The sequence below is a fragment of the Dictyobacter alpinus genome (assembly GCF_003967575.1).
GTDB classification, from domain to species: domain Bacteria; phylum Chloroflexota; class Ktedonobacteria; order Ktedonobacterales; family Ktedonobacteraceae; genus Dictyobacter; species Dictyobacter alpinus.
In genome coordinates, this window is the sequence record NZ_BIFT01000001.1 from 3,527,654 (window position 1) to 3,554,323 (window position 26,670).

The window sequence follows — 26,670 nt, forward strand, 5'->3', positions numbered from 1 at the left end:
GATCCTTTTGTATGATCGAATCGCATTTTACATAATCTTTCGTACATTAGGAGGCAACTGGGAAAGCGCCGATGGAGCGCTTCCATATTGTTTTGTCCATTGATTCAATAATTCATTGATGACATTACCACTGGGTGGTTGAGCCAGTTTTTGAATTGCCGGAGGAATGGTGAAATCAGTCGCATGGGCTTTAAATGGGTTGCCCTCTATTGGTTCCATGATATCGATATTGCCAGCCGCGGGTCGGAAACCACTGAGTAAGGCGTTACGCTGCTGCTGATCGGATAGCAAGAAATCCCGAAACTTCTGTGCGGCCTGCTTCTCTTCATCCTTTACCCAACTTCCATTAAAGATGGCAAAAGGATGATCACTGAGAATATTGAGATCAGGATAGATGGGTTGCAATATCTGTCCTTGTTTCTTGGCTGCATCCTCATTGGCCAATATAAGATTTTCATAGATGGGAATAATGTCATAAGAGGCTGGTCCACGGGCAATAACCTCATTAACGAGGTAGGTGCCACTACTACGTCCAAAGGTCTGGACCGCACTTTCAATATCCTGGAAGAATTGTTGGAATTTTCCATCGATAATCTGATTGGTGGTCAGACCGCGCTGGGTATTATAAAAGGCATACGCCATCAAGGTAATGCTCAGCAGGCCACTATTCGACTCATCAGGCCGGGTCTGTCCCAATTTGACCTGTCCCCAGTCTGACTGCCCTCCAATATCGGACCAGCTTTTGAGGAGGATCGCTTTATGGATACTTTGCCAATCGATGCTCCCATATTTCTTGAGGAGTAGCGCGGCCCGCTCTTTCCAGACTGCAAAGACAATCGGGGTAAAGACCAGGGATTTGGCGATGTAGTCTCCACTGGAATAGGTAATATTCTGACCATGCTGGGTATTCCAGGCCGTATTTAGCTGGTTCAGTTCCAGAAAACTGGCCGGACTCCAGGCTACTGGCTTTAAGCTCCCCTTTAAAATCTGATCCTTGGCATCAACCGAGCCCTGTGAACTCCCCTGGATCTGGATGACTTTGTTACCGGCTTTTTGATTGCTGGCATTAAAATCACTGATCGCCTTCTTCATCCAGCTTTCTTTTTCAGTACTATAGATGAAGTTCATCATGAGCGTGCCACCAGGCGTTACTGGTGCCGCTACTGGAATTGATTTCTTCTGGTTGTTCAGCAGGATAGTTGTGCCACCAACTGCCAGCGCGCCGAGTGCTACCACGCCACCGGCGATGACGGCCCGCCGCGAGATACGCGACGGTGCCAGAGCTGTGCTTCCAGGAGCACTGACGGTCTGCGTTGCCATCTGCTGTTGCTGTGGTTGTTGTTTTACCCGTGGCGCTGGTTGGGGTGCTATTGTGCTGGCCTGAGATTGTGATGTCGTAGTCGGGGCCGTTGCCATATTGGCGATGGCACCGCTGATCGACAGGGCGCTGGTATCGACGGTCGCAATCCCGCTGGCAATGATCGCCTGAGCCATCTCGCGCACAGACTGATAACGATCCTGTGCATTTATCTCCATCGCCTTGAGCACAATGCTTTCCGTTGCAGGTGAAAGCGCAGGATTCAACTGGCGGGGTGGCACAAAGAGCGTAGGATTCACCATGCGCGTAATCGAGTCTGTTGGCAGTTCGTGTGTTAAAAGATCAAAGAGGGTCGCGCCAAGCGCATAGATGTCTGAGCGCGTATCGCTTTGTCCACGGCCATGTTGCTCAACCGGAGCATAGCCGCGTGATCCCAACAGGGTCGTATCGCGACTGGCCGTCGTCTTGAAGATGCGAGCAATACCAAAATCAATCAATTTGATCTCGCCCTCATCGGTCAGCATCACATTAGACGGCTTCATATCCCGGAAGATAATCGGCTGTGGTCGTGTATGCAGGTAGTTGAGTACTGTACACAGTTGCACTGCCCAAGACATCACCAGGCGCTCATCCAGTGGCCCTTTCTTTTCGCTCTGAATATCCTCCAGGGTCTTGCCTTCAATGAATTCCATCACCAGGTAAACTTTATTATCCTCTTCAAAGAAATCACTGACATTTGGCAGATTCGGATGTTTTAATCTGATTAGTAGATCAGCCTCATTACGAAAATCTTGAACCGCACTGGCTTTTTCCTGCGGACTGAGTTGAGCATCGCTCATTTCTTTGATGGCGACACTATGCTTGCCTTGAAAATGTGTGTCGCTCGCCTCATAGACGGCCCCAAAGCCACCCTTACCAATCAGTTTGACGACGCGATAGCGACCTGCTAACAAAATGCCATTGGTGAGTCCACCCGTAACGCGCCGCGTGGCCGCAATAGTTGGCGGTACTCCTTGTATGGTTGCCGCACCCGTTTGAGCGTCCAGTGAAAAGCCACAATTGGCACAAAATTCATCACCGGGTGCATTTATCGTTCCACAATTGCTACAGATACGTGGCGAAGTTGTATTACCCATATTTTTTAGCTGGTCTGGTCATTGAGCGTGAGCTTATCGTGCTTCGTATTATTTACCAGCCCTCTCCTTTCGGAAGCCAAAATCTCTCTCAGTACAGTATTGGTCAAATAGATTATCTTTATGTTAAATAAACATTAAATGCATTTTAAGTTCAAATTCTCTGCTTTCTTCAATGTATATTGACGCTAAATAGCTGCTGTTATCAAACGTCAGCTGATCAAAACATGTCTTAGCTGATAAAGAGTACATTTTGGTAGGGGCAGGGTCACATAGTTGCTTAAATGCTCTTCTTAATGGTACTATGGACTGAGCCAGGATTGTATAGTAACTCTCTAATTCTATTTGCATTGATGTACGTACATCATTATTATTTTCACATCTGTTGCCATGTGAAAGCGTACACATACCTTTTCGGGGGCATGCAATGATTTACCAGCGCAATTGATTGTGGTTCATACAATTCAATATATGTGGCGTTCAGGATTGCTTTTTCAAAGCTGTGTTGCAAGATGCAAATAGCGAACAAAGGAGGGTGCATCCATGGTAACTACATCAAAGGTACTTATTATTGATGATAGTGCTACGCAATGTTTGTTTATGAGGCAGGCTTTGCAGAATTCGGGCTATCAGGTGGTAGTTGCCAATGACGGAAAACAGGGACTGCGCATGATAGCGCAAGAAAACCCTCAGTGCCTGATCCTGGATGTGATCTTACCTGGTATGAATGGCTTTGAACTCTGCCGCTATATACGTTCCCAGGAAGCCTGGCGAGCCCTGCCTGTCCTCATGGTTAGCTCAAAGAGTGCTTCATCAGACCGCTTCTGGGCTATGCGCCAGGGGGCAAATGCCTATTTAACCAAGCCCTTCAAAGCCAATGAACTGGTTCAAGCGGTCAGTGAAATCATTACTGAAAGCCCACGTTTACCCAACACATCTATACGGCCACCAGCGAACGGCACGACTGGTTCTCAGAGACCTATTGATCCGCACACGCCTCCTCCTGTTACCGGACAGACAACTGGACCTTATCGCCCGGTTGACCTGCAGCCACCATTTGCGCCGATTGGCAGCGCCGCGGGACAGCAACCCGCTAATACCATATTCTCTACGCAGGAGAAGCAGGCCGGGTATAATCAGCGTGATCAGGGGACTCCGCTCACCTCCAATGCACGTGGCTCCCAATTCGTTTTCCCACCCCAGGCTCCAAAGAGTTCTGGTTCAGTTCGCGAGACCGATCCTAGTACCCCCATTGGTAGCAATCCCATGTTTGCCCTACGGCTTTTTATCCCCAGACGTATTGAATATGTTGAACCTCACCCCATTGCGGATCTACGGGCGCGCCACCTCTATCAGTTTATTGATGGCCAGAGGAATGTGGAGTTGCTCAAAGTGCTCTCTAAAATGACCAGAGAAGAACTCGTGAACGCCCTACGCCTCCTTGTCCAGCAGCAACATGTCCATCTCTACGAACCCGGTGGCCGGCTCATGGACAGCAGCATTTAAAAAACAGTAACATTTTTTTCCACTTTCTTCACAGTCAGCGGAATACTGTTAATGTGGGCACTCTCATTACCTCACTTCATATCTGTGGGACCCGCTTTTCCGATTGCATAGTGTACCTGGTGAGCCCATGCAAGAAAAGATGTAAATAACTCCTTAAAACGTTTTGATTGTATATAGACAACTGTGCGATACTATACATTGTGCACTGAGAATGTACCTAAAGAGACGTTTCAAGTCGAGTTAATAAACGTTAAAACACCCTTTGCCGAGCGTATGTCGATGTGGTGTGGATAGAGAGAAACTAGTTTTATCAGGGAGCATATTAAAATTGTTGCATGTTGATCAAGCATTAAAGCAGTATTTTGGCTATGATAGTTTTCGCCCCGGGCAAAAAGAAATTGTTGAAGCAGTCTTAGCACAGCAGGATATGCTGGTCCTGATGCCAACTGGTGGTGGTAAATCACTTACTTACCAGTTGCCGGCCCTGTTATTACCGGGCTTGACCATTGTAGTTTCTCCACTTATTGCTTTGATGCAAGATCAAGTGAGCCGTTTGCAGGCCAATGGCATCGAGGCAACCTTCGTTAATAGTACGTTACCCTATGAGGAGGGGGCCCGGCGTGAGCGGGCGGCCATGAGTGGTCAGATTAAATTACTTTATGTTGCCCCTGAACGTCTCCTCAAGCCCAGTTTCCTGGCCTTTCTTGAACATGTCAATAAGACCATAGGACTTTCTTTGCTGGCGGTTGATGAGGCCCACTGTGTCAGTGAATGGGGTCATGATTTCCGGCCCGAATATCGTCAGATCGGTTCAGTGCGTAGCCGTTTTCCTGACATGCCAGTACTGGCACTGACCGCCACGGCCACCGAGCGTGTCCGCGAGGATATTCTGGTTCAATTGAAGCTACGTGAACCCATGGTACATCTGGCCAGCTTTAATCGCCCCAATCTCTCTTATGAAGTGCGCAAAAAGCACAAAGGTTCGTATGACGAACTGGTCCAGTTCTTGCGTGGTAAGGCGGGTGAGTCTGTCATTATCTATTGTTTGAGCCGCGCCGGTGTGGAGAAGCTCAGTGCTGAACTGGAGCAGGATGGTATTGATAATCTTCCTTATCATGCCGGTTTATCTCCCAAAGTGCGTACTGATCACCAGAACCGCTTTATTCGCGATGATGTACCCGTCCTGGTGGCAACCATCGCTTTTGGTATGGGTATTGCCAAGCCGGACGTGCGTGCTGTTATTCACTATGATCTCCCAAAAAACCTTGAAGGATATTATCAGGAATCCGGTCGTGCCGGTCGTGATGGCCAGCCAGCTGAGTGTATCATGTTTTTCAGCTACTCTGACCGTGTACGTACGCAGTACTTTATCAATCAAAAAGAGAATGAGCAGCAGCAGATAATTGCGCTGCAGCAGTTGCAGCAGGTTTTCAAATATAGTGAGAGTTCCGAGTGCCGTCGTCGTATTCTCCTTAGTTATTTTAGCGAAGAGTTTCCGGAAGCCAATTGTGGCAATTGCGATAATTGTCTGCAAACCGCGCAGCTTGAGGATCGTAGTGACGATGGCCGGACCTTCCTGACGGGGGTCCATCAGACCCGTGAGCGCTTTGGTCTGTACCATGTTGTAGATGTCTTACGTGGGGCCAACACCCAAAAAATCCGTGATTTCCGCCATAATCTCCTTCCCATCTATGGTCATGGGAAAAAATACAGCCGTGAAGAATGGTTCTTATTGGGTCAGGCATTACTGCAAGAGGGATTTTTAGCGGAAGATCGTCATGAGAACTATTCTACGTTCCGTTTGAATGCCAAATCGGTCAAATTACTCAAAGGGGAAACAGAATTCTATCAGAAGATGGTGGCGCAACCCACCAGTCGTCAGGCCGCCCCTTCACGTGTCAAGCCAGCGGAGGTTGCCACGTTTGATGCCGCCGACAGCCAGTTATTGCAGCGTCTACGTGCCGTCTGTAAGAAACTGGCCGATGAACGCAACGTACCTCCCTATGTTGTCTTCTCGGATGGTGCCTTGCGTGCAATGGTCCAACAACTTCCCATGAGTCAGTCCCAATTTTTGATGATCCCTGGTGTTGGCGAACAAAAGTTGAAGGCCTACTATAAACCCTTCACCGATGAGATTAAAGCCTACGCCGTCCAGCATCCTGAAAAAGTGAAGGATGCTCAGACTCCGCCTGACCTCAACAAATCTGCCAATGCACGTTCCGCTGTGCTTACGCGCCGCAACGTTACTAATCTGGCCCAGCAAGGATTTAGTATCCGTGAGATTGCTCAGGCCTGCGATCGCGCACCCGCTACGGTGATTGAATATCTCTCTACCGCCATCACCGTAGGCGAAATCACCGACGTTAGCAGTCTGGTCCCAGATGAAAAGTATCAGGCCATCGCTGCCGCGATCCATGCAGTTGGTGATGAAAAGCTCAAGCCAATCAAAGAATATCTGGGAGATGACTATGCCTACGATGATATTCGCCTGGTACGTGCCCACCTGCAAGCCAACAAAACAGAAGATGTGACCTCATAATTTGTAGTAGAGGGTGAGATAAATTATGCTCAGGCGCAATTTATCTCACCCTCTACTACAAAAAAGCTGCACGTCCGACATATGCCGGGCGTGCATTATAATATGTTTAGCGTACACCCAGAATGTGCTCAATCGCCAGTTGATCAAGCTTCTCATACTGATAGCCACGCTCACCAAGGGCAGTTGGATTAAAAGTAGTATCCCTCAGCTTATTCGCCAGTTCTTTACTATAACCACTGCGTACCTGATCCAATAAGGCGATATGATCCGCATCACCACCGTTGACTGTTGCCAGCAACTGCTGTACCTCAGGATCCGCATCGAAGTGGCGTGCCTTCTCACGCAGGATATTGTATGTGCGCATACAACCTGCCGCGAAATCCCAGACTCCCTGTGCATCCTCGGTGCGATAGGCATGGGCATCGAAGTGGCGCGGACCATCATAACCACTATTCTCAAGCAGGCGCACCAGGAAGAACATACTCTTAATGCTCTCACTACCAAAGCGCAGATCCTGATCGAAGCGAGGACCTTTTTGATCATTGAGATCAATATGGAATAGCTTGCCAGCCTCTAACGCCTGAGCGATGCCATGTACAAAGTTGAGTCCCGACATATGTTCATGGGCCACCTCTGGATTCACACCCACCATATCAGGATGATCTAGCGTATAAATAAAGGCCAGCATATGCCCGATACTTGGAAAGTATGTATCTGAACGAGGCTCATTGGGTTTGGGCTCCAGAGCAAAGCGCAGATTGTAGCCATTATCGATCGAGTATTCACAGAGGAAATTGATCGCATCGCGCATACGCTTCACGGCTTCAACTGGATCCTTGCTGGCCTCGCTATCGACACCTTCACGACCACCCCAGAACACATAGGTTTTTGCACCCAGTTCCACACCCAGATCAATGGCACGCATCGTTTTTTGTAGTGCAAACGCGCGGACACTTGGATCGACTGCGGTGAATGCACCATCCTTAAAGGCAGGATGGAAGAAAAGATTGGTGGTCGCCATTGGCACAACCATATCATAATCGTTCAGAGCCTGCTTAAAGTCCCGTACGATCTGATCGCGTTGTGCTGGTGTTGCATCAAAGGGCACCAGATCGTTATCGTGGAAATTCACACCCCAGGCTCCCAATTCTGAAAGCTTCTGCACACTATGGACCGGGTTAAGGACCGGACGTACAACATCGCCGAATGGATCACGGCCCTGGTTTGCCACCGTCCAGAGCCCAAAGGTAAATTTATCATCTTTTTTGGGCGTAAATTGATCGCTGGTGCTTTCCCTTGTCAACTTTGTGGGTAGTGTCATCGTTGCCTCCATGTATCATTATTCTACCTTGATTGAATTTCATTATAGACTTTTTATGTTGCTGTTGTAAAATAAAAAATTTCTTGTCTGTCATTTGTTAAAGCTATGTAACTATTCAAGACCCTTGCGAGCTAAAATGCCCCTGCTCTGCTTCGCAGAGCAAATGTTTATTATGTCGTTGCGGAAAAATGTCGGCACTGCCGACATTTTTCCGCAACGACATAATAAACATTTGTCGATGCCTACGGCATCGACCGGTCCTGAATAGTTACAAAACTACTTCAGAAAACACGAGACAAAAAACGCCCACGCTCATGATGGGAAAATGAGCGTGGGCAAATAGGACGCGTAAGCTAAACTGCTCTACAAAACCGTGTTCAATTATTGAATGATTAGCTAACAAACTCCGTCAATTTACCAGTTTGGAAAAGCCAGCGAATAAACTCCAGGCGACGGTGATTATCAGATGGTTGATCTAATTCATTGATAGAAAATTGTTTGCGAAATTTTGTGATGCGATCAATTTCTGTTTCTCTGAAGCCCGCTTTACGCAACATGTCAAATGCTTCTTTATGGTCCATATAGTGGAACATTCATGTCTCCTTTATACAATTCGTCACCTTATACTGAGCAGGGGCTCTTACTCTCATTACGAAATTTTTTGTTAAGTGGATGTGAATTCGGAGAGCAATTTGTGAAGGTAATAGAAATTTTCCTGGCTTTTTTTAACTGCTAGATAACTCTTCCATCCCTTACTCATCGGCTTTTTTTCAGTAATGCGAAGCAATAAGTATAATAAAAAAGAGTTGAACATGTCGTAACTACATGCATTGACTATTTTTTAATCTGCTAAGAGTGTTTACCCGATAGTGGTAGAGGAGGGGAATGTGCTAAATCGCCAAATCCGTATTACTTGTCTTATCTTGTTCTGTATCCTTAGTCTGGCTGCCTGCGGAGGCGCGCAGACTGAGAAAAGTAGCTCTACAACGTCCAAAATTGAGTCCACAAAAATAAATCCTATGCAGACTACCTCGTTTAATCCTTGTACATTGATTTCAAGAGAAGATGTGGGGCATATTCTTGGTGGTGTTGTGGATGTACGCCCCGAGCTTAGTGCTCCTTTATGTATGTATCGTGTTCATCCTAATGCTGACGCACAGCCACCGCACGCCAAGGGACCCAAAACCGCTGATGCTATGAATCCTGAGCAGCGTGAGGTTCTGGTAAGTGTAGGAACCAGTGATGATGCCAGTGGCTATCTCAATCTGGATCGCACTAATGCTGGTAAAGAGGCCAAAACGCAGGTCATCAAGGGAATTGGCACGAATGCGTTTAGCATTCCATTGAGTACAGGCAAAGCTATTGTGGTCTCGCAAGGTAACACAATTTATAGTATTACCATGATTTATCCACATATGAATGCTTCTTTGCTGGACACTTCTTTAATTAATCTCGCCCTATCGGCCAGCCACACAATTACAAAGAATGTGCGGCCGCTGTCAGTTCCTAATCCACATCCTTGCACCCTGTTGAGTGCTCAAAAGGCCAGCCAGCTTTTTCAGCAGCCTGTGAAATGGTATTTCTCTGTAAACGAAACGGGAGTTGCCAGTTGTGATTATATCTCGTCACAGGGAACTCCACATCGTGTGCAAATTATTGCCGTAAATAAGCCGGGTGTGGCCAAAACTCTGTATAATAGCGTTGATCATGAGCTCGAAAGTGGGCAAAAGCAAGTCCTCAAAGGCATTGGAGATGCCGCATTCTATGACAAACAGAATGCCACCTGGATCTTAAAGGGCAATACCGTGGTACACCTGATTATCATGGGTGAAACGCCAGCGGACAAATTCCTTCTCCCATTGTCCAGGGATGTGGTTAAACACTTTTAGTAGAGAAATAGCTCTAACCTTTCCTCTGTCTCGGCGTAAATACAAGGTAGAAAAGTTTTTCGTTAGGGACGGAGGAATGCTCAGATGAGTACAAATCCTAATCAAGGACAGCAACCCGATCCATCCAGGCCTTATGGTGGCTATGGTGGATATAATCCATCTAATCCTGCTGAGGACCCTTATGGTGTGAACCAGGCACAACCTGCACCTGGTTTGCCACCGCAGGGTGATCCTAACTATACGTATGGGCAAGGTGGTCAGCAATACGCAACTGGACAGCAACAACAACAACAGCAACAACAGCAGCAATATAATGCCTATGTACCACCTAGTAGTGTTAGAGGTGCGAGTGGTAGCCAGGGATCATCAGCAACTGATACAGGCTCCAGAAGAGCGGCCTTAATCAGCTATCTTGGACTATGTTTTACTGGTATTGTCTTCTTTTTTATACGGAGAAGAAATAGTTTTGTACGCTTCCATGCTGCACAGTCCGTTGTCGTGTTTACACCACTGGTGATTGTCTACGTGGTACTACAATTGATCGCTAAAATCTGGATCATCGGTGCACTTTTAACGCCGATCCTCGGCTGTCTCACCTTCCTTGTAGTTGCCGTTGGCTTCGTCCTCTGGATCTTCCTGATGCTCCAGGCCTATCGCGGCGTTCGCTTTAAACTACCGATCGTAGGAGACTATGCCGAAGCACTCATAGCTCGTTTTTCCAAATAGCATGGCTCAAGAATAAAAATCTCATAATTCGATGATAGTGTTTGTTTCCCCTTCTCATCGAGGAGCGTGCAGCCAACCGCACTCGGGCCCTAAATGACCCATGCTTCTTTTACATGTGGTGTCAAAAAATGATCTTTGCTCATGTTTTGACGCCACATGTAAAACCGTTGGAGCGCCAAAGGCGCGAAAAAACGATAAGCAGGTCATTGATTTCAGGCGAATCAAACACTATCTATGAGATTTTTTATTCTGTTTAATACACAGAGAAAAACATCATTGAAGATAAGAAACAGAGACCAAACACCAGATAAATAGTAGTAAAAATATAGCTTAATAAGAGACCAGTGGTGGCCGTACCCATACTTAATCCTCTTTGCACTGCAAAACGGCGCCCCCGGTGCCCTAAGATAATCCCGACAACTGAAGGTAAAAGCATTAGCGCAAAGATCAAAAATGTAAATGTGGCATGTACCCTGAACGTATATATGTATGATGAGCAGAAAAATGGTGGGATGCAGATACTCAGGATACCGAAGATGACGCTGAGGAGAGCAGCGTTATTACGTTGAGGTTGGGGTTGAAATGGTCGAGCTGAGCCATGATATATCTGTTGTTGCTGTTGTTGGACGGTTCCTACAGCATAGCCGGGAAGCACGCCCTGGGTAGAAGTGGTTGTATTAATAGTTTTATAGAATGATGGTTGGTAGTAGGAGGGTGCATAGATACCGGGATGCTGATAATGCAACCTGGATATCTCCTGTAGCTTGCCTTCCACCACCTTAATTGAGTCGGGCCGTTGCCCGCTATTAAGGGCTGTCATCTGTTGGATCAAGGCATGTAATCTGGCCTGTACCGGATGCTGAAGATTAGATAGAGGCGCAAAGGAAAATGGTGACTGACTGGGATCGTTGCCAGTCAATAATTGATGCAGGATCGCACCCAGACTATAAATATCTGAGCGGGGTGTGGTTTGAGCTTTGCCATACTGTTCAGGCGACGCATAGCCAGGAGAACCAAATGGAATTGTATCTTTTTGTTTGCCTGGTTTAAACTGGCGGGCAATACCAAAATCGACCAGAAAGAGCTGACCCTGACTTGTAATCATCACATTCGATGGTTTGAGGTCCCGAAAGATAATCGGTGGCTCATGTGAATGTAAATATTCCAATACGTTGCAGAGCACGAGTGCGCAATCCAACGCCTCTCCCACGGGGATGCCACCACTACTATGGCGTTCAAGATAGTTCTCTAATGTCTCGCCTTCAACATAATCCATCACAATATACCAGCATTCCGCATCTGAGAAATGCTCATGGAGCTGTGGCAGATTTCGATGTGTCAACCTGGTCAGCGTACTGACTTCGCGGTTAAATGCATCGGTAGCCTCAATCTTTTCCGAGGCATTCAGACCGCGCAAACTCACAGTTTTTAGTGCGATACGTTTTCTGGTCTGAAGATCTTCGGCCTGATAAACCACACTAAAGCCACCTGAGCCAACCCGTTTGAGCAAGCGATAACGTTGTTGTACCACTGATCCCACAGTGGGTATGAGATCAGGTATATCTTCTTGTTCAGAAAGTAGATGACCACAGGCAAAACACTGTTGCGCCTCTTTCTGATTGCTTGCTCCACATTGTGAGCAATACACGTTTAATTGCTCCATATATGTTAAACCTACTCTCAAATAGTGCTAAGACGGTCTTTCTTGATCGTATTATAAGAGTATAAATATGAGATTGCACATGTCAAATGACATATTTCATAGGAATAAAAAAGAGTGAGATTGAAATGGTGACAAATTTGCAGAGTATATACTTTTAAGATACGTTATATATACGTATGAGTTGCAAAAGGGCAGAAAAATAGCTACTGTAGTACTATTGTAAATGAATAGTGATTACAGTAGCCAGGAGGAATCTTACCAGTTATTCCAGTGGACAATCTGGTCAAGGGGCTTACGTGGACCGGCTTTAAAATCAGTGCCAAGGGTATAGGCGACAGGAATCAAGGATGTCTGGGTTATTTTTTCAAAAGGGATGCCCAGTATTTCGGCGGCCTCTTTTTCAAATGGCAGGTGTAGCGTGGTCCAGACGGTACCCAGCCCACGCGCCCGGGCTGCCAGCATAAAGCTCCAGGTTGCTGGCAGGATTGAGCCCCAACTGCCCGCCTGCGCCACGACAGGAGTTCCTTCTAAACGTCCTCGTATACAGGGAATGACATGGACCGGCACTTCGTGGAGATGCTCAGCCAGATAATCGGCTGAATTTGCAACGCGTTGCTGCACCGTAGCCGCTTCAGGACTGATTTCCTGCAGCTTTTTTAATTGCTCCATTGATGCGATCCTATATTGGCTATAACTTTTGCGATAGAGCTCTGCGATTCCCATGCGCTTATCCGCATCGGTTACTACTACAAAATGCCATTGTTGACTATTACCTCCACTGGGAGCCTGGGCAGCAATCTCGATGCACTCTCGTAAAACCTCAGTTTCCACCGGACGTGAAAAGTCGAGACGTTTGCGAACCGCTCTTGTCGTGGTCAATAATTGATCTGGTGTTAGATCCAGTTGCGTCATGTTTATCTATCCTTTCCTATATATATAAGTGAAGAGCATTTCTGTTGTAGATACGTTTTGTTCGCCAGTCAGGTATATCTGGAGCAGGCTGAGCCCGAACCAGGAGCCTGCCCATGTTTAGTGAACTGGCTGCGCGTTAACCAGAGTCGAGCTGTCCAACTGTGAGATAGAGGAATAGCCACTCAAAGCCAGGGTAAGGTCCAGGTCCGCCAGAATATTTTGCAGTACTGTCTGTACCCCTTGTTCTCCTTCCAATGCCAGTCCCCAGATATATGGCCTACCCAGCAGTACCGCCTGAGCACCCAGTGCCAGCGCCTTAAGGATATCTGAGCCTCTGCGGATTCCACTGTCAAAGAGGAGTGGGAGTTGTTTATTGACCGCCTGAGCGATCGCTGGCAGAGCATCCAGGGCCGCTATGGCGCCACCCACCTGGCGACCACCATGATTGGAAACAATGATACCATCCATACCGATATCGATAGCCTTACAGGCATCATCTGGATGCAAGATACCTTTCAGGAAGATTGGTAGGCTGGTATGCTGACGTAGAAAGCCTAGTTGTTCCCATGTCAGGGAAGGATTGAGGAAGATATCCGTGAAATAGCGCACGGCCGTCACTGGATTTTCCTCGGGAGGTTGAAGCAGGGCCTGACGGAAGACGGGATCACTAAAATAATTAGCCAGTCCTTCACCTAACAGGAAGGGAAGGTAGGCATTCTGAATATCCTGTTCACGCCAGCTAAGTAGCAGCGTATCCAGTGTAACTACGATGGCCCCATAGCCAGCCTGTTCCGCCCGCCGGACAAAGCTAGCATTCAGGTCAGGATTTTTGCTCCAATACAATTGGAACCAGCGTTGGGTATCTCCTAATGCTAGTGCAACCTCCTCTAACGTACGCGACGAGGCGGTACTCAGAATCATTGGTACATTGGTACTATGTGCCGCCCTGGCTACTGCCAGCTCAGCTTCTGGATGAATAATAGATTGCACGCCAATCGGGGCCAGTAGCAGCGGCACAGGCAACTGCATCTTGAGAATCGAGGTTGATAACTGGCGCTGTGAAACATCGCGCAGCATTCGTGGCACAATCCGCCAGCGTTGAAAGGCCTCCAGATTTGCCCGCATCGTATCATCCATACCAGCCAGATAACCACTGGCCTCCAGGCTCAACTGCTCGACCGCCCGTTGTTCTAAGACATCAGGACTCACTGGTAGAGACGGACGTTGTCCCTGTAATCCCTGTAAATAAACCTGCATCTGACGCGTCAGACCATGAGATGGAGAGATAGACTGTTCATCCTTCATAGAGCACCTCCTTTGTGCAGAACAAAAGCATAACGTTAAACTCATCTCCTCTGATTCGTCTAATTGTACCATTGTCTCTTACAACCTGTACTAAAATTTGACTGCATATAGAGAATATGATAGTGTTTCCATAGTTTGCTATTAGAGTCTTTTATAGAATGCCATGAGCGTTAGCAATTAAATAAATCTATAAAAAAGCATAACCTGAAAAAATCATCTTTAATTTGGATTGGAGTTATGGCATTGATTACACCCGCTAAAGCTTCTAAACAGAAAAATACGATCGCTGTTTTAGATGGTGTGCGCGCTTTTGCATGTTTTCTTGTTATTGGCTATCATATCAATAAATTTTCTCATGATACACATATCTGGAATTACGGGCAATACGGCGGTGTAACCACGGGCTTTGCTCTGGTCGGAGGATATGGAGTAACGCTCTTCTTTGTCCTTTCAGGCTTCCTGCTATTTATTCCTTTTACAAAATCCCTCCTATTTAAAGATTCCTGGCCATCGCCCCGCACCTATTACCTCCGACGTATCTTTCGTATCTGGCCGGGCTATTATTTTTCACTGGCTATTTTATTGCTGTTTGTGGCGCCAAATTATTTGCACTTTGATCATTTAAAGCAGCTCTTTCTCTTCGCCACCTTCTTGATGGACTCGTCGCAAAAGACCTATCAGGCTATCAACGGACCTTTTTGGACCCTGGCTGTGGAATGGCAATATTATATGCTGTTGCCGCTGATTGCCCTGGGCATACGCCTGGTTGTTTGTAAGACGGACGACCAGAAGAGACGTAGTGTGTTAGTATTTCTCTGCCTGTTCGCATTAGTCTTGTGGGGATTATTGACACGTGCCTGGGGTCGATCATTTGATATAAATCCTCATCAGCATCTGTGGCTACCTGCATATTTGCATAATCTGATCATGTTTTGTTTGTATGGGCAAAGCGGCAAATATCTGGAAGACTTTGCTATTGGTATGATGGTCTGCGTCGTTTACCAGTTAGTCCAGCGCCATCCTGAGACGCGGGCAAGTCTTTTCATCAAGCGAGGTAGCTGGGGCATCTGGTTGCTGGGTGTGGCTGGCTTCTGTTTTATGTCCCTCTGGTTTTTGACTCCTTATTACTCTATCCTGGCTCCCTACATAGGTGCCCACAACTGGCTGGTTGAATTAGGCTTTGCTATCAGTTTTGGCCTCGGGATTCTAGGATTGCTCTGTGGGCCTATGAGCCTGCGTTGGTTCTGGGAGTTGAAGCCTTTACGTTGGATCGGCATGTTATCTTATGGACTCTATATCTGGCATGAGCCGATCTTATTGTGGTTTAGAGACAACGTCTTTCCACAATTTTCCTCCTGGCCAAACCCGATCCGCTATAGCTTATACTGGGCTGTGGTTATCCTGGGTGTGGTTCCACTGTGTTATGCTTTCTACCGCGTTATTGAGCTACCATGGATTGAAATCGGCGTACAATATATCCGTTCCCGCAAGCGTGTAGATATCGCCCAACCAGCCGCAAAGGCTCAGATAGAGCAAGCTGTATAGTGATAATCCTTTTTGTCTGGTTCTCCGTGTATAAAGAACAAGGTGAAGTTTCTTTATATCCAATGGAGGACAGCTACCATGTCAAAGCTTAGCGAACACGATCGAGATAAGTTGCCGGAGAGTGCATATGCCTTTCCTAAGGAGCATAAAGAACCTTTGATTGATGCCTCTCACGTGCAGAATGCGCTGGCGCGTTTTGATCAGGTGCAGGGTGTTTCAGACGCGGAACGCGATGAAGCCTGGAAACGTATTAAGCAAGCTGCCAAAAAATTTGACGTTACAATTGAAGAAAACGATTGGCGTGATCTGACAAAGAAATAACAAGGGATATATATGTTTCCATCAGGTGGGGAATATACATACTTGACCATACACGGGCGCTAATGCGCTCCAATACTTATTATAGGGTGATGTGGAATAATGTGCATTAGCACATTATTCCACATCACCCTATAATAAGTACATTCTAGTTAACACCATGTGCAAGTTTTCCACATACCCACTCTTTTGAGGAGGAACATGGCGAGGCGGTCGCGACCGCCTCGCCATGTTCCTCCTCAAAAAACAAGCGAGAGCCGTAGGCACGAGGCGTGAGGGATAAAAATAGCACACGGCGTTCGCTATATCTGTTGACAGATAAAATCGTTAAAAATATGCGTCTTTATGAGATATAGCCAGAGAAATCGACCTTGTGGTATGATAGCGGATGATTTCGAGTGTGAATGGAATCCTACGTATGTGAGAATTGATAGCCAGCTAACAGTATCTTCTACCTATTGAGATGCCTACGTACCCATGACAGCATGGTAAACTTTTCAATACGTGTTACAATTATGTGGGATATATCTGTTGAAACAGTGAGCATTTGGGTACACACTCCAGACAAGTCAGAATTATCCTAGACAAACGAACATTCTCCAACTCCAACAAATAGTAAAAGAAAATCAGGAGACATCATGAGTACTGAGCAGCAAAAGCGACCGGATGGACGCGATGCCACCACTACAGATAAGCCTCGTGTCGTCACGCTGCCTGAAGACGAAAATCGAGAGACGCTGGTAAACTACTATCACCAGATGTTACTTGTCCGCCGCTTTGAAGAGAAATCGGATGAGATGTATAAGATGGCCCGAATCGGCGGGTATTGTCATCTAAACCTGGGTGAAGAGGCCACTGTTGTCGGATTCTGTGCAGGCTTGGAACAGAAAGATTACCTCTATACAAATTATCGCGAGCATGGGTATGCTCTGGGTCGTGGCATCACACCAAATGCAGTAATGGCTGAACTGTTTGGCAAAGAGACTGGTTGCTCTTATGGTCGCGGTGGCTCTATGCATATGTTTAGTCTGGAACACCGCCTGTTGGGTGGATATGGGATTGTAGGTGGACAGGTCCCGCTGGCTGTAGGTGCTGCCTTTGCGGTGGCCTATCGTGGAACAGATGAAGTTGTAGCCGTCCAGATGGGTGATGGAGCTACAAATGGTGGTCCATTCTATGAATCACTGAACCTGGCCAGAATTTATAATCTACCAGTTATTTTCTTTGTCGTGAATAACCAGTATGGAATGGGCCTGCCTGTGGAAAAGGGCTCGTCTGTGTCTGAATTATATCGTAAAGGCTGTGCCTTTGATGTTCGTGGTGAACGCGTAGATGGCAACAATGTACTGGCTGTGCGCGACGCTGTGCGCAGGGCCGCTAAAGTTGCTCGTGAGGAGCACTTGCCATATATCGTCGAAGCCGTTAGCTTCCGTCACCGTGGCCACTCCGTTATCGATCCTGACCGCTATCGCGATGAAGAACTGGTCAAGCAGGGCCGCCTGCTGGATCCTGTTCCTGCCTTTGCCCAACATCTTTTAGAGGCCCATCTTATTGATGATCAGGGCCTACAGGACATTGAAGAGCAGGTTGAGCAGGTCGTCAATGAAGCCGTCAGATTTGCTGAGGAAAGCCCCTTCCCGGCTGTCGAGACGCTCTTTGACCATATCTATGCGTCTGACGAACATTTACAGGAGAGTACGTACTAATGGCTGATATTAGCTTTCGACAGGCGCTCAATGACACATTGCGCGAAGAGTTGAAGCGCGATGAAAATGTCTTTTTGATGGGTGAAGAGATCGGAGTCTTTGAGGGTTCATATAAGATCACGGCCGGTTTGCTCAAGGAATTTGGTGCGAAGCGTGTCGTTGATACCCCGATCGCGGAAAATGGTTTTGTGGGTATGGCTGTGGGTGCAGCCATGCTGGGACTGCGCCCCGTGGTTGAGATTATGACCTTTAACTTCATTGCACTCGCTATGGATGAAATCCTCAATCACGCCGCCAAGATCCATTATATGTTTGGTGGCCAGACGCCTATCCCGATGGTTATTCGCACCCCTGGTGGTGGTGGACAGCAGCTTTCCGCCACGCACTCACAGAATCTGGAAGTCTGGTTTGCGCATATTCCTGGATTGCATGTAGTGGCCCCTTCAAATCCAGCGGATGCGAAAGGAATGTTGAAGACGGCGATCCGTAACAACAATCCAGTTATTTTCATCGAGCACCTGGGCCTTTATAATACCAAAGGTAGTGTGCCCGAAGGTGATTATCTGGTACCTTTTGGCAAAGCGAAGGTAACCAAAGAAGGTAGCGACCTGACTGTTATCAGTTATTCACGTATGGCTTCAATGGCCTTAGACGTTGCTCGCCGCCTGGAACAGGAAAATAAGTGGAGCGTTGAGGTCGTTGACCTGCGTTCGCTGCGCCCATTGGATAAAGAGACGATTGTAAACTCGGTGAAGAAGACCGGGCGCGCCATTATCTTTGAAGAAGATTGGCGTTCATATGGTATTGGTGCCGAGATTGCTGCAACCGTTCAGGAAGAGGCATTTGATTATCTGGATGCTCCCGTGAAGCGTGTCGCCAATGTTGAAGTACCGCTTCCCTATTCGAAGCCATTGGAATCGGCTGCCCTGACTGGCGCGAAGCAGCTGTTAGATGCCATTAATGAGCTTGCGCCCCGCCGGAGGAGATAAATATACTATGGCTGAAGTAAATATGCCACGTCTCAGCGATACCATGCAGGAAGGCACCATCACGCATTGGCTGAAGAAGCCGGGTGATGAAGTGAAAAAGGGCGAGGTGGTTGCTGAGGTTGAGACCGATAAAGCTAATATGGAGATCGAAGCGTTCAGCTCTGGTGTATTGGAGCAGATTCTGGTCGCCGAGGGAGAGACAGCTCCCATTGGGCAGCCAATCGCGATCCTGGGAACTGGCGCCAACGTGCAGGCACAAAAACAGGCGGCGACCCCGCAGGTTGTTTCTACTCCTGCTCAGCAGCCTGTTGCAGCTAACAATTTGAGTAGCAACGTGCAGTCGCGTCCTGCGGTTGAGTCAGCTCCGGAGCAGAACGGGCGTGTTAATGGTGGAGCGATCAAATCCTCTCCATTGGCCCGACGTATGGCTGAAGAGCATAGTATCGATCTGCAGCAGATCAAAGGTACCGGTCCAGGTGGCCGGATTGTGCGTGATGATATCGAGGACTATATTGAGCAACAGCGTAATACTGCCGCAAGCACACAGCCAACTCCAACTCCAACGGTAGCCGCTCCTGTAGCCGCCAGTGCACCCGCGCCAATCAGTCAGCGTGAGGTCGCTCCTGAGGATGCTGAGGTCGTCACGCTCTCAACTATGCAGAAGACTATCGCCCGTCGCCTGACCGAATCCAAACAAATGGTGCCTCATTTCTATATCGGTAGTGATATCGATCTGACCGAGACACTGGAGATGCGCCAGAAGTTGAATGCTAACGCTGGTGAAGGTGGCGTTAAGGTGAGTGTCAATGATCTGATCATCAAGGCCTGTGCCTTGGCATTGGAGAAATCGCCTGAGGTCAACGGCTCATATCGCGATGGCCAGTTCATCTTGCATAAGCACGTCAATATTGGTATTGCCGTCGATATTCCAGCCGGTCTGATCGTCCCGGTGATTCGTGACGCCAACCTCAAAGGACTGCGCACCATTGCCCGCGAAGCCAAATCCCTGGTTGCCAAAGCCCAGGCTGGTAAATTGACCCCTGCCGAGCTTGATGGCGGCACATTCTCAATTTCCAATCTGGGAATGATGGATGTTACGGACTTCTCCGCGGTAATCAATCCACCACAATCTGCTATTCTGGCGGTTGCTGCGGCCCGCAAGACATTTGTTCCCATAGATAATCAGCCAGTGATTCGAGACATCATGCATGTGACGCTCTCGGCCGATCACCGCATCCTCTATGGTGCAACCGTGGCACGCTTCCTACAAGAAGTCAAACGCATCCTCCAGAATCCTTACCTGCTTCTGGGTTAAACCATAGCCAGGTACTATTCGTTCAGGAGTGCTGTTTCATTTATTTGAAGCAGCACTCCTGTTTTTATGGCGGAAATAGACCGTATGAAATAGAGCTAACAAGTAGGTAGAAGATTGCAAAAAATGTATGACAAATATGCTATCATAAGGTAATTTTTATATTCTAAATGCTAAATAAATGCTATCCTTAGATCTACCGATACGGGAGTAGATGCAACGTTTTCCGGATGTGTTGAATAAAGTAGAGAGAGCAGGGTAGGATTACGTGGATAAGAATTTGGTTTTCATAAAAGAAGTTTAAAGTGTATAATGTGTTATAGTTCCCATGATTTCTGGTTTTTTGTACATCTTTAAATGTCGATCTTGTCTTCCTCATCACAAGTCAGCATAACGCAATCATTTTCCATGATCCATGGTCGGATATAGCTATAGCTAGTGTTCTGTCAGACTACATTGAAAAGGTTTTGCCTGCTATGCGGGTAAGAGAGAAGGCCAGGGCTATGCCCTGGAACCCGATCAGGAGATGTCATCTCCTGCACCCCAGCCTTTCGCATGAACTTTGACGAAGTACTAGAGCGTGTTTTTTACTGAGCGAAAGGAATTCGTATGTCGTACGACTCAGCCGCCCATCAATCACCGCAATTTGAACAGATTATAGCCACCATTTTTACCTGCCGTAGCATCGTAAAATATAATCTTGCTGTCAATGAGACACAGAAAATTGAATTATTGGATGACATTGATGAAGCATTGGAGGTATTGCGTAACTACCTGATCACCCATAATCAAAGCGGGAATGAAAATACCTCGCAACTAAAGCGGCAAAAGCGCGACGTATTGATACCTCTAAAAGATGATGAACCGGTTGTAGTGGAGAATAAAGAACAGATGGCAGCTGAGCAAACGCTTCAGGAGTTGTACCGTATGTATCGTTTGTATCTGGATACTCAGCAAACCAATAATATCGGGACATTTGTTACACGTTTCAATGATGCTATGACCACGCTCAATGATCTCCAACAGCTTTTAGAGACACGCTATGGCTCTTATGAGCGAGTACCAGTTGAAGATTCTTTGCAACGCATACGAGTCTTTATCGCTGATATCTACTCCATTTTTATGGAGTTTATTCACCTACTCTCCGAAATTCTGCAGCAAAATAATGTGGACCTGGATACCGAGAAGCTATCCTCGATGTATGGAGAGCACGCCATTACGGTTCCACTCTTGCAAACTATGACTGGTAGCCTGGATAAGCAGGCCGTTCATAAAGGTGTTCACAAAGAGCACAATAACTTTAGCCAGCTAGCTCAGGTCTATGCTAATCATCAGCGTTTAAATAAAATAAAGGGCCGTATGGCCAGTCGGGTGACTGATAGTACTGCCTTTTTGGGATTTATTAAGGGTGTCGTCAGTGCAACGTCTACTAAACGCGATGAGATCATAGCCAAGATCAATACTGTGGAGATGCTATTGGCTGAGATGCAACATCTTCTGGCCGATTATGAGCTTGCGGCCTCTTTTCTTCTGCGTGCCAGCTACTAGTTAGTCCTGTTAACCAGAGCCAGTGAAGCCAAAAGAAGGGTTGAGGCTTATTATATAAAAGAGCTTACTGTTTCATTTTAGGGGAGGAAAATTATGAATGCGTTTGCTATCGGCCACGCCGAATTATACATTTATCCAGAGAAAGTTACGCCGCACGATCGTATCGTGTCACCACAGCGTATCGATGTCACAGGAACGCAAGATCTCCTGGAGGTATTGACTTCGATGCCAGCCCAGACAAGCTTTAGTGTCCTGCTGGTCATTAATGATTGCGTCGTAGGGAATGGAAAATATTTTATGACGCATGAAACAGTGACTATTCTGCATGAGTATGGAGCTTGTATCGGCTTTTTAGTCAAGCCGCTGGCTATGTTACGTGAGGCACGTCAGTCTCACGCTCAACGCCATAACAGCCATGATCCTATCCAGGAACAATAACCCGTGGGTTATTGTCCCTGGATGAACTTTGATATGCTGTGTTTAATGCCTGTCTATGATCCTGAAGCGCTTAGAGGCTGGCTCGTTCATACTGCTTTGGCCAGGTGATAGCGTATCCCAGTTCGTGGGCGGCTCTTAGGGGCCAGTGGGGATCCCGCAGGAGTTCGCGGGCCAGCAAGACGATATCAGCTTGCTGTTGCTGTAAGATCTCATTGGCCTGGGCTGGCTCGGTGATCAAGCCAACAGCACCAGTTGGGATATCTGCTCCACGACGAATACTTTCCGCAAAAGGTACCTGGTAGCTGGGGCCGACAGCAATCTTTGCCCTTGCGACATTGCCACCAGACGAAACATCCATCAGGTCTACACCATGCGCTTTTAATACACGAGCGATTTCCACACTCTCCTCCACGGTCAGTCCACCCTCGGTCCAATCGCTGGCTGATACACGAACCAGCAGTGGTAGCTCGTCTGGCATAACCTGACGAATAGCATCAGTGACCTCTACCAGGAAGCGCATGCGATTTTCTAATGAGCCACCATACTGGTCCGTGCGCTTATTGGAATAAGGGGAAAGAAACTGGTGGAGCAGGTAGCCATGGGCTGCGTGAATTTCGAGAACCTCGAAGCCGGCTTTGAGCGCACGCCTGGCTCCAGCCTGGAAGCTCTGTACCACCTCTGCAATCTCAGCGACTGATAGCTCCGTAGGTAAAGGATAATTTTCTGAGAAACGCACGGCACTTGGAGCTATCGTCTGCCAGCCACCTTCTTCAGCTGGCACCTCACCATTGCCGCTCCATGGTCGATAGGTGCTGGCTTTTCTTCCAGCATGTGCGAGCTGGATTCCCGCCCTGGCACCCTGGGCCTTGATGAAGGTTGTGATGCGGGAAAGCATCTCGATGTGCTCATCTTTATAGATACCAAGGTCCTGTGGTGAGATACGGCCACGGGCCTCAACGGCGGTTGCCTCTGTGATTACCAGAGAGGCTCCTCCAACGGCAAATGAGCCAAGGTGGACAAGATGCCAGTCGGTCGCGAAACCATCAACTGAAGAATATTGGCACATAGGCGCAACGACGATACGGTTGCGTAATGTAATATTGCGTAATGTATAAGGTTCAAATAATTTGACGGTTTTTTCTTCCTGTTTACCAGATGCGGTGTCAGTGGTTGGAAGAGTTGTCATGAAAAAAACTCCTTGATTGATTGGGGGATTTATCGTTCGTTTTATCTTTAGCTTCGTTGCTTGTGTGTTTTTTGATGTCTCTAATATGAACAGCTAACTATGGTTTGGTTATTCCAGAGCGTGTACATGTACCTCGCGCCTATGGCGCTCGCTTATGTTAGGGGAGGAAAATGGAGCGGCGGCCGCGGCCGCCGCTCCATTTTCCTCCCCTAAAGAGTTGGTAGTGAGAAGGCTTGTACATAGCGTTTGTCTATTAGCCGAGGATGGCTGTTTTGATGATGGAGGGCATTTTCAGCCAGGAGGGGGCTTTTTCGAAGCGGAGGAGTTTGGGGAAGAGTTTGCGTGCGATTTTGCCTTGATTGGTAAACCAGGGTGGGGTGAGTGGGCCACGGAATGGTCCATAGAGGACGCTTTTCTGGGGGCGGGAGAACATTAAGGAATTATGGACGACGTCGTTGCCGGACTGGATGGCATAGATATCGTGTCCGGGGAAGGCGCCCCATGTGGTGGTGCCGAGTACAAATCCGGCTCCGGCCCAGTAGTTGATGCCGATAGTGCCGTAACGTAGTTGGGCGATGGCTTGATCTATCGCGGCGGCGATGGCGGAATCTTTGAGCGAGCTGGGATGAACCAGGATGGTGATATTGAGTGTACCCCAGAGTTGCTCATTGGCGAAAGCTACGGCGCGCTCAATGTACTCCACAACGTTGCCGGCCTCTAGCGTGGTTTCAGCGAAAAGGCTACAGAAGGCTTCGGTCGTGAAGCAGATATCGTCTGTCTGGTTGGCATCAACGTCCGCGATCAATGTCCAGGGGAGATTCTGCTCGTCGCTGGTTCCGTACTGATCGGCGTCAGGATGCGCATCTAGAAAGGCCTGGTAGCGCTGACGGGCACCTGGATAATAGGCTTTGCGGGTCGGTAGTTTTGAGAGTACCTGACGCAGTTGCTGTAGGAGTGGCTGGCGTTGTGTCCAGTCTTTGTGCTGGATAATGACACGGGTGGCATTACAGTTGTAGCCGGCATTATTGGCCAGCATTGAAGCAAGGTGTTCGGCCTGATAGGCGAGATCCTTCTGGCTCCAGGGGCCAGGCACAACGATGACGGGACTTACGTTGCCCAGTTCGCCTGTGACGCGTTTGGTGACCAGTGGCTGGCGGGCCGCTTTCCGTGCCTGTCCCTCTGGACCAGGACCAAAGACAATGGCGTCAAATGTTTTATCGGAACCGGTAATATGAATTTCATCGATATTGGGATGCTGGCATAAATACGTACCTTCTTCAGCACCTCCATAGACGACGCGTAGGTAGCCGGGTTTGATTAATGCCTGGAAGCTTTCTTCCAGTAAGGGACCCAGATAAGCATTGACCGGATTGGCTTTGAATAGGACGACCTGATTGTCCATGAAGAGCTTATACAAAACATCCATTGGACCGATGCTGGCGACATTGCCTGCGCCTAAGACCAGTGCCACTTTCCCTGTCTGGGTAGAACCTTGATAGTTTACCGCCTGGGTTGAGGACAGCGTTTCTGCGGTAACCCCTGGCTGCATCCAGACTTCGGCTTTGAGGCCACCGAACAATACTGGATCATAGGAACGCCAGGGAAAGACCTGGGCTGTCACCTGGCCGTCTGGTCGGGTTTTAATGGGTCCTGGAATATGCGGATGTCCATCCTGTTGGATATCGAGCAGGGCTTTCTTGAGTTGGCTGAGACTATGTAAAAGCGTCCAGGCACCGGCCAACCACTCTTCGCCAGCATACAGCGAGTCCTCCTGAAGTCCTTTGGCCTGCAGGCTGGCAGCAACCCAGCGTGGCGCAACTTCAGAAAAATCGGCGATCAATGTCTCAACAAGCGCAATACGCGCAGCCACGCTGGTTTGTAGCCAGTCATCTTTGTGGGCTACTAGTTCCGCTATGGCCGCATCCATAGTCTCGCGGCTAGAGGAGGTTATCGTACTGCTTGCGGAAGGAAACTGTGGCGCTCCATGGCGTGTATCAATCGTCATTGTTTACTCCATCCCGAAAAGTAGCGGCAGGGCTTGTCCCTGCGACCGGTTCACGTATGACATGCTGCTTAAATACATGGTCTTGACGCTGGCAGATCGAAGCGCATCCAGCGTATGGCCTGGACCTGGTCGTACGTTGGACCGGTCGCAGGGACAAGCCCTGCCGTTACGCTGAGAGACCCGATCTTTTTATTTTATGCCAGAGGTTGATGGATAGCAAGCTTATTTGACTTTTACTCATTGAATTTTTAATGCATCTCATCTTGTTCCACATTATTATGAACAGGGACGTTGATCTGGGCCAGCGTGACGGCTGCGCCTTGTGGTGTCAAATAACTCAAAATGATCTCCATTCATAATTGGAGCTGTATGATACTGATTAAGCCGGGCCGCCAGACGGACATCTTCGGCGAAGCCTTTTTCATATAATTCCTGGCCGCTATCACAATCCCAGAGTAGCTCGGCTAGCCGATCCTGGGAATGGATAAATGCGTTAGTGCAGACCTGGGCATCAGGTGATTGGCGGTAGGGGAGCGCGGACAGGATGGCTCCGGCTCCGAGAAAATCTTCGAGGGCGACCCGTAATTCTCCATCTTCGGTAGCGGGACGCCAGCGCTCACCACAGGCAACCACTGTGACGTTTAGCTTATGGCGCTCCATGATCTCGGCTACCGCACTGGCTACCGCCTGGGCATTCAGCAATGAGCCAGCGAAGAGGAAGTCGATTTGTTGCGCATAACGGCTACAGGTCGCTCCATTTGGAGACGCTACGACGACTCGTGTGCCGGGCTCTATCTGTAAGAAGGTTGGTGGTGAGAGCGAGAAACGGCCTTTGTGGGGTACTTCGTTGCGCATCACCGCAACTTCAGCGCCAATGCGGGTCGCCAGTATGGTGGGATCTTCATTGTATGCGCAGGGATAAATAAAAGCTCCTTGTTGGATGGCTATCGCTGTGGCGGTTGAAAAGCTAAGGACATCAACTATGACAACAACATCTCCTCGCTGAGCCGCCTGTAATACACCATGACGTCCCCATGAGAGCGTGCAACGGTAGGCTGTGTTGGTGTTGGACATCAGACAGAATCCTTTCAAGTGTGATCCATACGCTTCAGGCTGGCGCAGGGACCACCATAATAGTATTTCAAATACCGGTACATTCGGTCCTGTGTTTTGGGTGCGTCAGCTTTAGACGATGGGGTGCTTCCTATGCTACAATATATCCCATTGAAATAGATGACGTAACAGGTGCGACCGCTATTTATCCACTCTCTAGTAGGCCGTGTACAAGTATACTATGCCTTCACGTACACT

20 protein-coding genes are annotated in these 26,670 nt (G+C 48.1%); 11 read left to right on the forward strand and 9 right to left on the reverse strand.

The window, feature by feature from the left end; all coding sequences use genetic code 11:
* Nucleotides 1-27: 27 nt before the first annotated feature.
* On the reverse strand, nucleotides 28-2,454 hold the full coding sequence (locus EL633_RS14035) for a serine/threonine-protein kinase (RefSeq protein ID WP_126627778.1): 2,427 nt from the start codon (nucleotides 2,452-2,454) through the stop codon (nucleotides 28-30).
* 540 nt (nucleotides 2,455-2,994) lie between these two features.
* On the opposite strand from EL633_RS14035, the gene EL633_RS14040 reads away from it, so the two are divergent.
* On the forward strand, nucleotides 2,995-3,957 hold the full coding sequence (locus tag EL633_RS14040; RefSeq protein ID WP_126627779.1) for a response regulator: 963 nt from the start codon (nucleotides 2,995-2,997) through the stop codon (nucleotides 3,955-3,957).
* A gap of 328 nt (nucleotides 3,958-4,285) precedes the next feature.
* Nucleotides 4,286-6,496, forward strand: a complete 2,211-nt coding sequence (recQ, locus tag EL633_RS14045) for a DNA helicase RecQ (protein ID WP_218027487.1) — start codon at nucleotides 4,286-4,288, stop codon at nucleotides 6,494-6,496.
* Between the two features lie 106 nt (nucleotides 6,497-6,602).
* Here the strand turns inward: recQ and xylA are convergent, their stop codons facing one another.
* Together xylA and EL633_RS14055 are read right to left on the reverse strand one after the other, a co-directional pair.
* Entirely contained in the window at nucleotides 6,603-7,817 is a 1,215-nt protein-coding gene (gene xylA, locus EL633_RS14050; protein ID WP_126627780.1) for a xylose isomerase, read from the reverse strand.
* Nucleotides 7,818-8,209: 392 nt separating this feature from the next.
* A complete protein-coding gene (locus EL633_RS14055) occupies nucleotides 8,210-8,410 on the reverse strand; it encodes a hypothetical protein (protein WP_126627781.1) in 201 nt (66 codons plus the stop codon).
* Nucleotides 8,411-8,704: 294 nt separating this feature from the next.
* On the opposite strand from EL633_RS14055, the gene EL633_RS14060 reads away from it, so the two are divergent.
* Nucleotides 8,705-9,706 (forward strand): DUF3558 domain-containing protein, encoded by a 1,002-nt coding sequence (locus EL633_RS14060; protein WP_126627782.1) that lies wholly within the window; start codon nucleotides 8,705-8,707, stop codon nucleotides 9,704-9,706.
* 84 nt (nucleotides 9,707-9,790) lie between these two features.
* Complete coding sequence (locus tag EL633_RS37290) at nucleotides 9,791-10,432, forward strand: DUF4870 domain-containing protein (RefSeq protein ID WP_218027488.1); 642 nt, start codon at nucleotides 9,791-9,793, stop codon at nucleotides 10,430-10,432.
* 253 nt (nucleotides 10,433-10,685) lie between these two features.
* Here the strand turns inward: EL633_RS37290 and EL633_RS14070 are convergent, their stop codons facing one another.
* The 3 genes from EL633_RS14070 to EL633_RS14080 form a co-directional block, all read right to left on the reverse strand.
* Nucleotides 10,686-12,095 (reverse strand): serine/threonine-protein kinase, encoded by a 1,410-nt coding sequence (locus EL633_RS14070; protein ID WP_126627783.1) that lies wholly within the window; start codon nucleotides 12,093-12,095, stop codon nucleotides 10,686-10,688.
* 255 nt (nucleotides 12,096-12,350) lie between these two features.
* Nucleotides 12,351-13,007 carry a nitroreductase family protein gene (locus tag EL633_RS14075; protein WP_126627784.1) on the reverse strand — a complete coding sequence of 219 codons (657 nt, stop codon included), beginning with the start codon at nucleotides 13,005-13,007 and terminating at the stop codon, nucleotides 12,351-12,353.
* A gap of 117 nt (nucleotides 13,008-13,124) precedes the next feature.
* Complete coding sequence (locus tag EL633_RS14080) at nucleotides 13,125-14,312, reverse strand: lactate 2-monooxygenase (RefSeq protein WP_126627785.1); 1,188 nt, start codon at nucleotides 14,310-14,312, stop codon at nucleotides 13,125-13,127.
* Between the two features lie 237 nt (nucleotides 14,313-14,549).
* Between EL633_RS14080 and EL633_RS14085 the strand changes: the two genes are divergently transcribed.
* From EL633_RS14085 to EL633_RS14115, 7 genes are all read left to right on the forward strand, one after another.
* Nucleotides 14,550-15,857, forward strand: a complete 1,308-nt coding sequence (locus EL633_RS14085) for an acyltransferase family protein (protein WP_126627786.1) — start codon at nucleotides 14,550-14,552, stop codon at nucleotides 15,855-15,857.
* Nucleotides 15,858-15,935: 78 nt separating this feature from the next.
* Nucleotides 15,936-16,178 (forward strand): DUF6582 domain-containing protein, encoded by a 243-nt coding sequence (locus EL633_RS14090; protein WP_126627787.1) that lies wholly within the window; start codon nucleotides 15,936-15,938, stop codon nucleotides 16,176-16,178.
* A 635-nt stretch (nucleotides 16,179-16,813) separates the two neighbouring features.
* Nucleotides 16,814-17,881, forward strand: coding sequence for a pyruvate dehydrogenase (acetyl-transferring) E1 component subunit alpha (pdhA, locus tag EL633_RS14095; protein ID WP_126627788.1), 1,068 nt, complete (start codon nucleotides 16,814-16,816; stop codon nucleotides 17,879-17,881).
* Nucleotides 17,881-18,870: an alpha-ketoacid dehydrogenase subunit beta gene (locus tag EL633_RS14100; RefSeq protein ID WP_126627789.1), complete on the forward strand. Its 990-nt coding sequence runs from the start codon at nucleotides 17,881-17,883 to the stop codon at nucleotides 18,868-18,870. The genes pdhA and EL633_RS14100 overlap by 1 nt, the downstream gene beginning before the upstream one ends.
* 7 nt (nucleotides 18,871-18,877) lie before the next feature.
* The gene (locus EL633_RS14105) at nucleotides 18,878-20,185 is read left to right on the forward strand and encodes a dihydrolipoamide acetyltransferase family protein (RefSeq protein WP_126627790.1); all 1,308 of its coding nucleotides are present in this window, start codon (nucleotides 18,878-18,880) and stop codon (nucleotides 20,183-20,185) included.
* Between the two features lie 606 nt (nucleotides 20,186-20,791).
* Nucleotides 20,792-21,730 carry a hypothetical protein gene (locus tag EL633_RS14110; RefSeq protein WP_126627791.1) on the forward strand — a complete coding sequence of 313 codons (939 nt, stop codon included), beginning with the start codon at nucleotides 20,792-20,794 and terminating at the stop codon, nucleotides 21,728-21,730.
* Between the two features lie 93 nt (nucleotides 21,731-21,823).
* The gene (locus tag EL633_RS14115) at nucleotides 21,824-22,168 is read left to right on the forward strand and encodes a hypothetical protein (RefSeq protein ID WP_126627792.1); all 345 of its coding nucleotides are present in this window, start codon (nucleotides 21,824-21,826) and stop codon (nucleotides 22,166-22,168) included.
* Nucleotides 22,169-22,238: 70 nt separating this feature from the next.
* Here the strand turns inward: EL633_RS14115 and namA are convergent, their stop codons facing one another.
* The 3 genes from namA to EL633_RS14130 form a co-directional block, all read right to left on the reverse strand.
* Complete coding sequence (gene namA, locus EL633_RS14120; RefSeq protein WP_126627793.1) at nucleotides 22,239-23,354, reverse strand: NADPH dehydrogenase NamA; 1,116 nt, start codon at nucleotides 23,352-23,354, stop codon at nucleotides 22,239-22,241.
* 253 nt (nucleotides 23,355-23,607) lie between these two features.
* A complete protein-coding gene (locus tag EL633_RS14125; RefSeq protein WP_126627794.1) occupies nucleotides 23,608-25,359 on the reverse strand; it encodes an aldehyde dehydrogenase family protein in 1,752 nt (583 codons plus the stop codon).
* A 276-nt stretch (nucleotides 25,360-25,635) separates the two neighbouring features.
* Entirely contained in the window at nucleotides 25,636-26,433 is a 798-nt protein-coding gene (locus EL633_RS14130) for a 2-phosphosulfolactate phosphatase (protein WP_126627795.1), read from the reverse strand.
* Between the last annotated feature and the right edge of the window lie 237 nt (nucleotides 26,434-26,670).

What these genes read in the sequence shown, in the direction of transcription:
- EL633_RS14080 (WP_126627785.1), bottom strand. Translation starts at nt 14,312, where the DNA reads ATGAAGGATGAACAGTCTATCTCTCCATCTCATGGTCTGACGCGTCAG.
- EL633_RS37290 (WP_218027488.1), top strand. Translation starts at nt 9,791, where the DNA reads ATGAGTACAAATCCTAATCAAGGACAGCAACCCGATCCATCCAGGCCT.
- EL633_RS14130 (WP_126627795.1), bottom strand. Translation starts at nt 26,433, where the DNA reads ATGTCCAACACCAACACAGCCTACCGTTGCACGCTCTCATGGGGACGT.
- EL633_RS14035 (WP_126627778.1), bottom strand. Translation starts at nt 2,454, where the DNA reads ATGGGTAATACAACTTCGCCACGTATCTGTAGCAATTGTGGAACGATA.
- xylA (WP_126627780.1), bottom strand. Translation starts at nt 7,817, where the DNA reads ATGACACTACCCACAAAGTTGACAAGGGAAAGCACCAGCGATCAATTT.
- EL633_RS14040 (WP_126627779.1), top strand. Translation starts at nt 2,995, where the DNA reads ATGGTAACTACATCAAAGGTACTTATTATTGATGATAGTGCTACGCAA.
- EL633_RS14075 (WP_126627784.1), bottom strand. Translation starts at nt 13,007, where the DNA reads ATGACGCAACTGGATCTAACACCAGATCAATTATTGACCACGACAAGA.
- EL633_RS14070 (WP_126627783.1), bottom strand. Translation starts at nt 12,095, where the DNA reads ATGGAGCAATTAAACGTGTATTGCTCACAATGTGGAGCAAGCAATCAG.
- pdhA (WP_126627788.1), top strand. Translation starts at nt 16,814, where the DNA reads ATGAGTACTGAGCAGCAAAAGCGACCGGATGGACGCGATGCCACCACT.
- EL633_RS14125 (WP_126627794.1), bottom strand. Translation starts at nt 25,359, where the DNA reads ATGACGATTGATACACGCCATGGAGCGCCACAGTTTCCTTCCGCAAGC.
- EL633_RS14085 (WP_126627786.1), top strand. Translation starts at nt 14,550, where the DNA reads ATGGCATTGATTACACCCGCTAAAGCTTCTAAACAGAAAAATACGATC.
- EL633_RS14055 (WP_126627781.1), bottom strand. Translation starts at nt 8,410, where the DNA reads ATGTTCCACTATATGGACCATAAAGAAGCATTTGACATGTTGCGTAAA.
- namA (WP_126627793.1), bottom strand. Translation starts at nt 23,354, where the DNA reads ATGACAACTCTTCCAACCACTGACACCGCATCTGGTAAACAGGAAGAA.
- EL633_RS14105 (WP_126627790.1), top strand. Translation starts at nt 18,878, where the DNA reads ATGGCTGAAGTAAATATGCCACGTCTCAGCGATACCATGCAGGAAGGC.
- EL633_RS14100 (WP_126627789.1), top strand. Translation starts at nt 17,881, where the DNA reads ATGGCTGATATTAGCTTTCGACAGGCGCTCAATGACACATTGCGCGAA.
- EL633_RS14090 (WP_126627787.1), top strand. Translation starts at nt 15,936, where the DNA reads ATGTCAAAGCTTAGCGAACACGATCGAGATAAGTTGCCGGAGAGTGCA.
- EL633_RS14110 (WP_126627791.1), top strand. Translation starts at nt 20,792, where the DNA reads ATGTCGTACGACTCAGCCGCCCATCAATCACCGCAATTTGAACAGATT.
- EL633_RS14115 (WP_126627792.1), top strand. Translation starts at nt 21,824, where the DNA reads ATGAATGCGTTTGCTATCGGCCACGCCGAATTATACATTTATCCAGAG.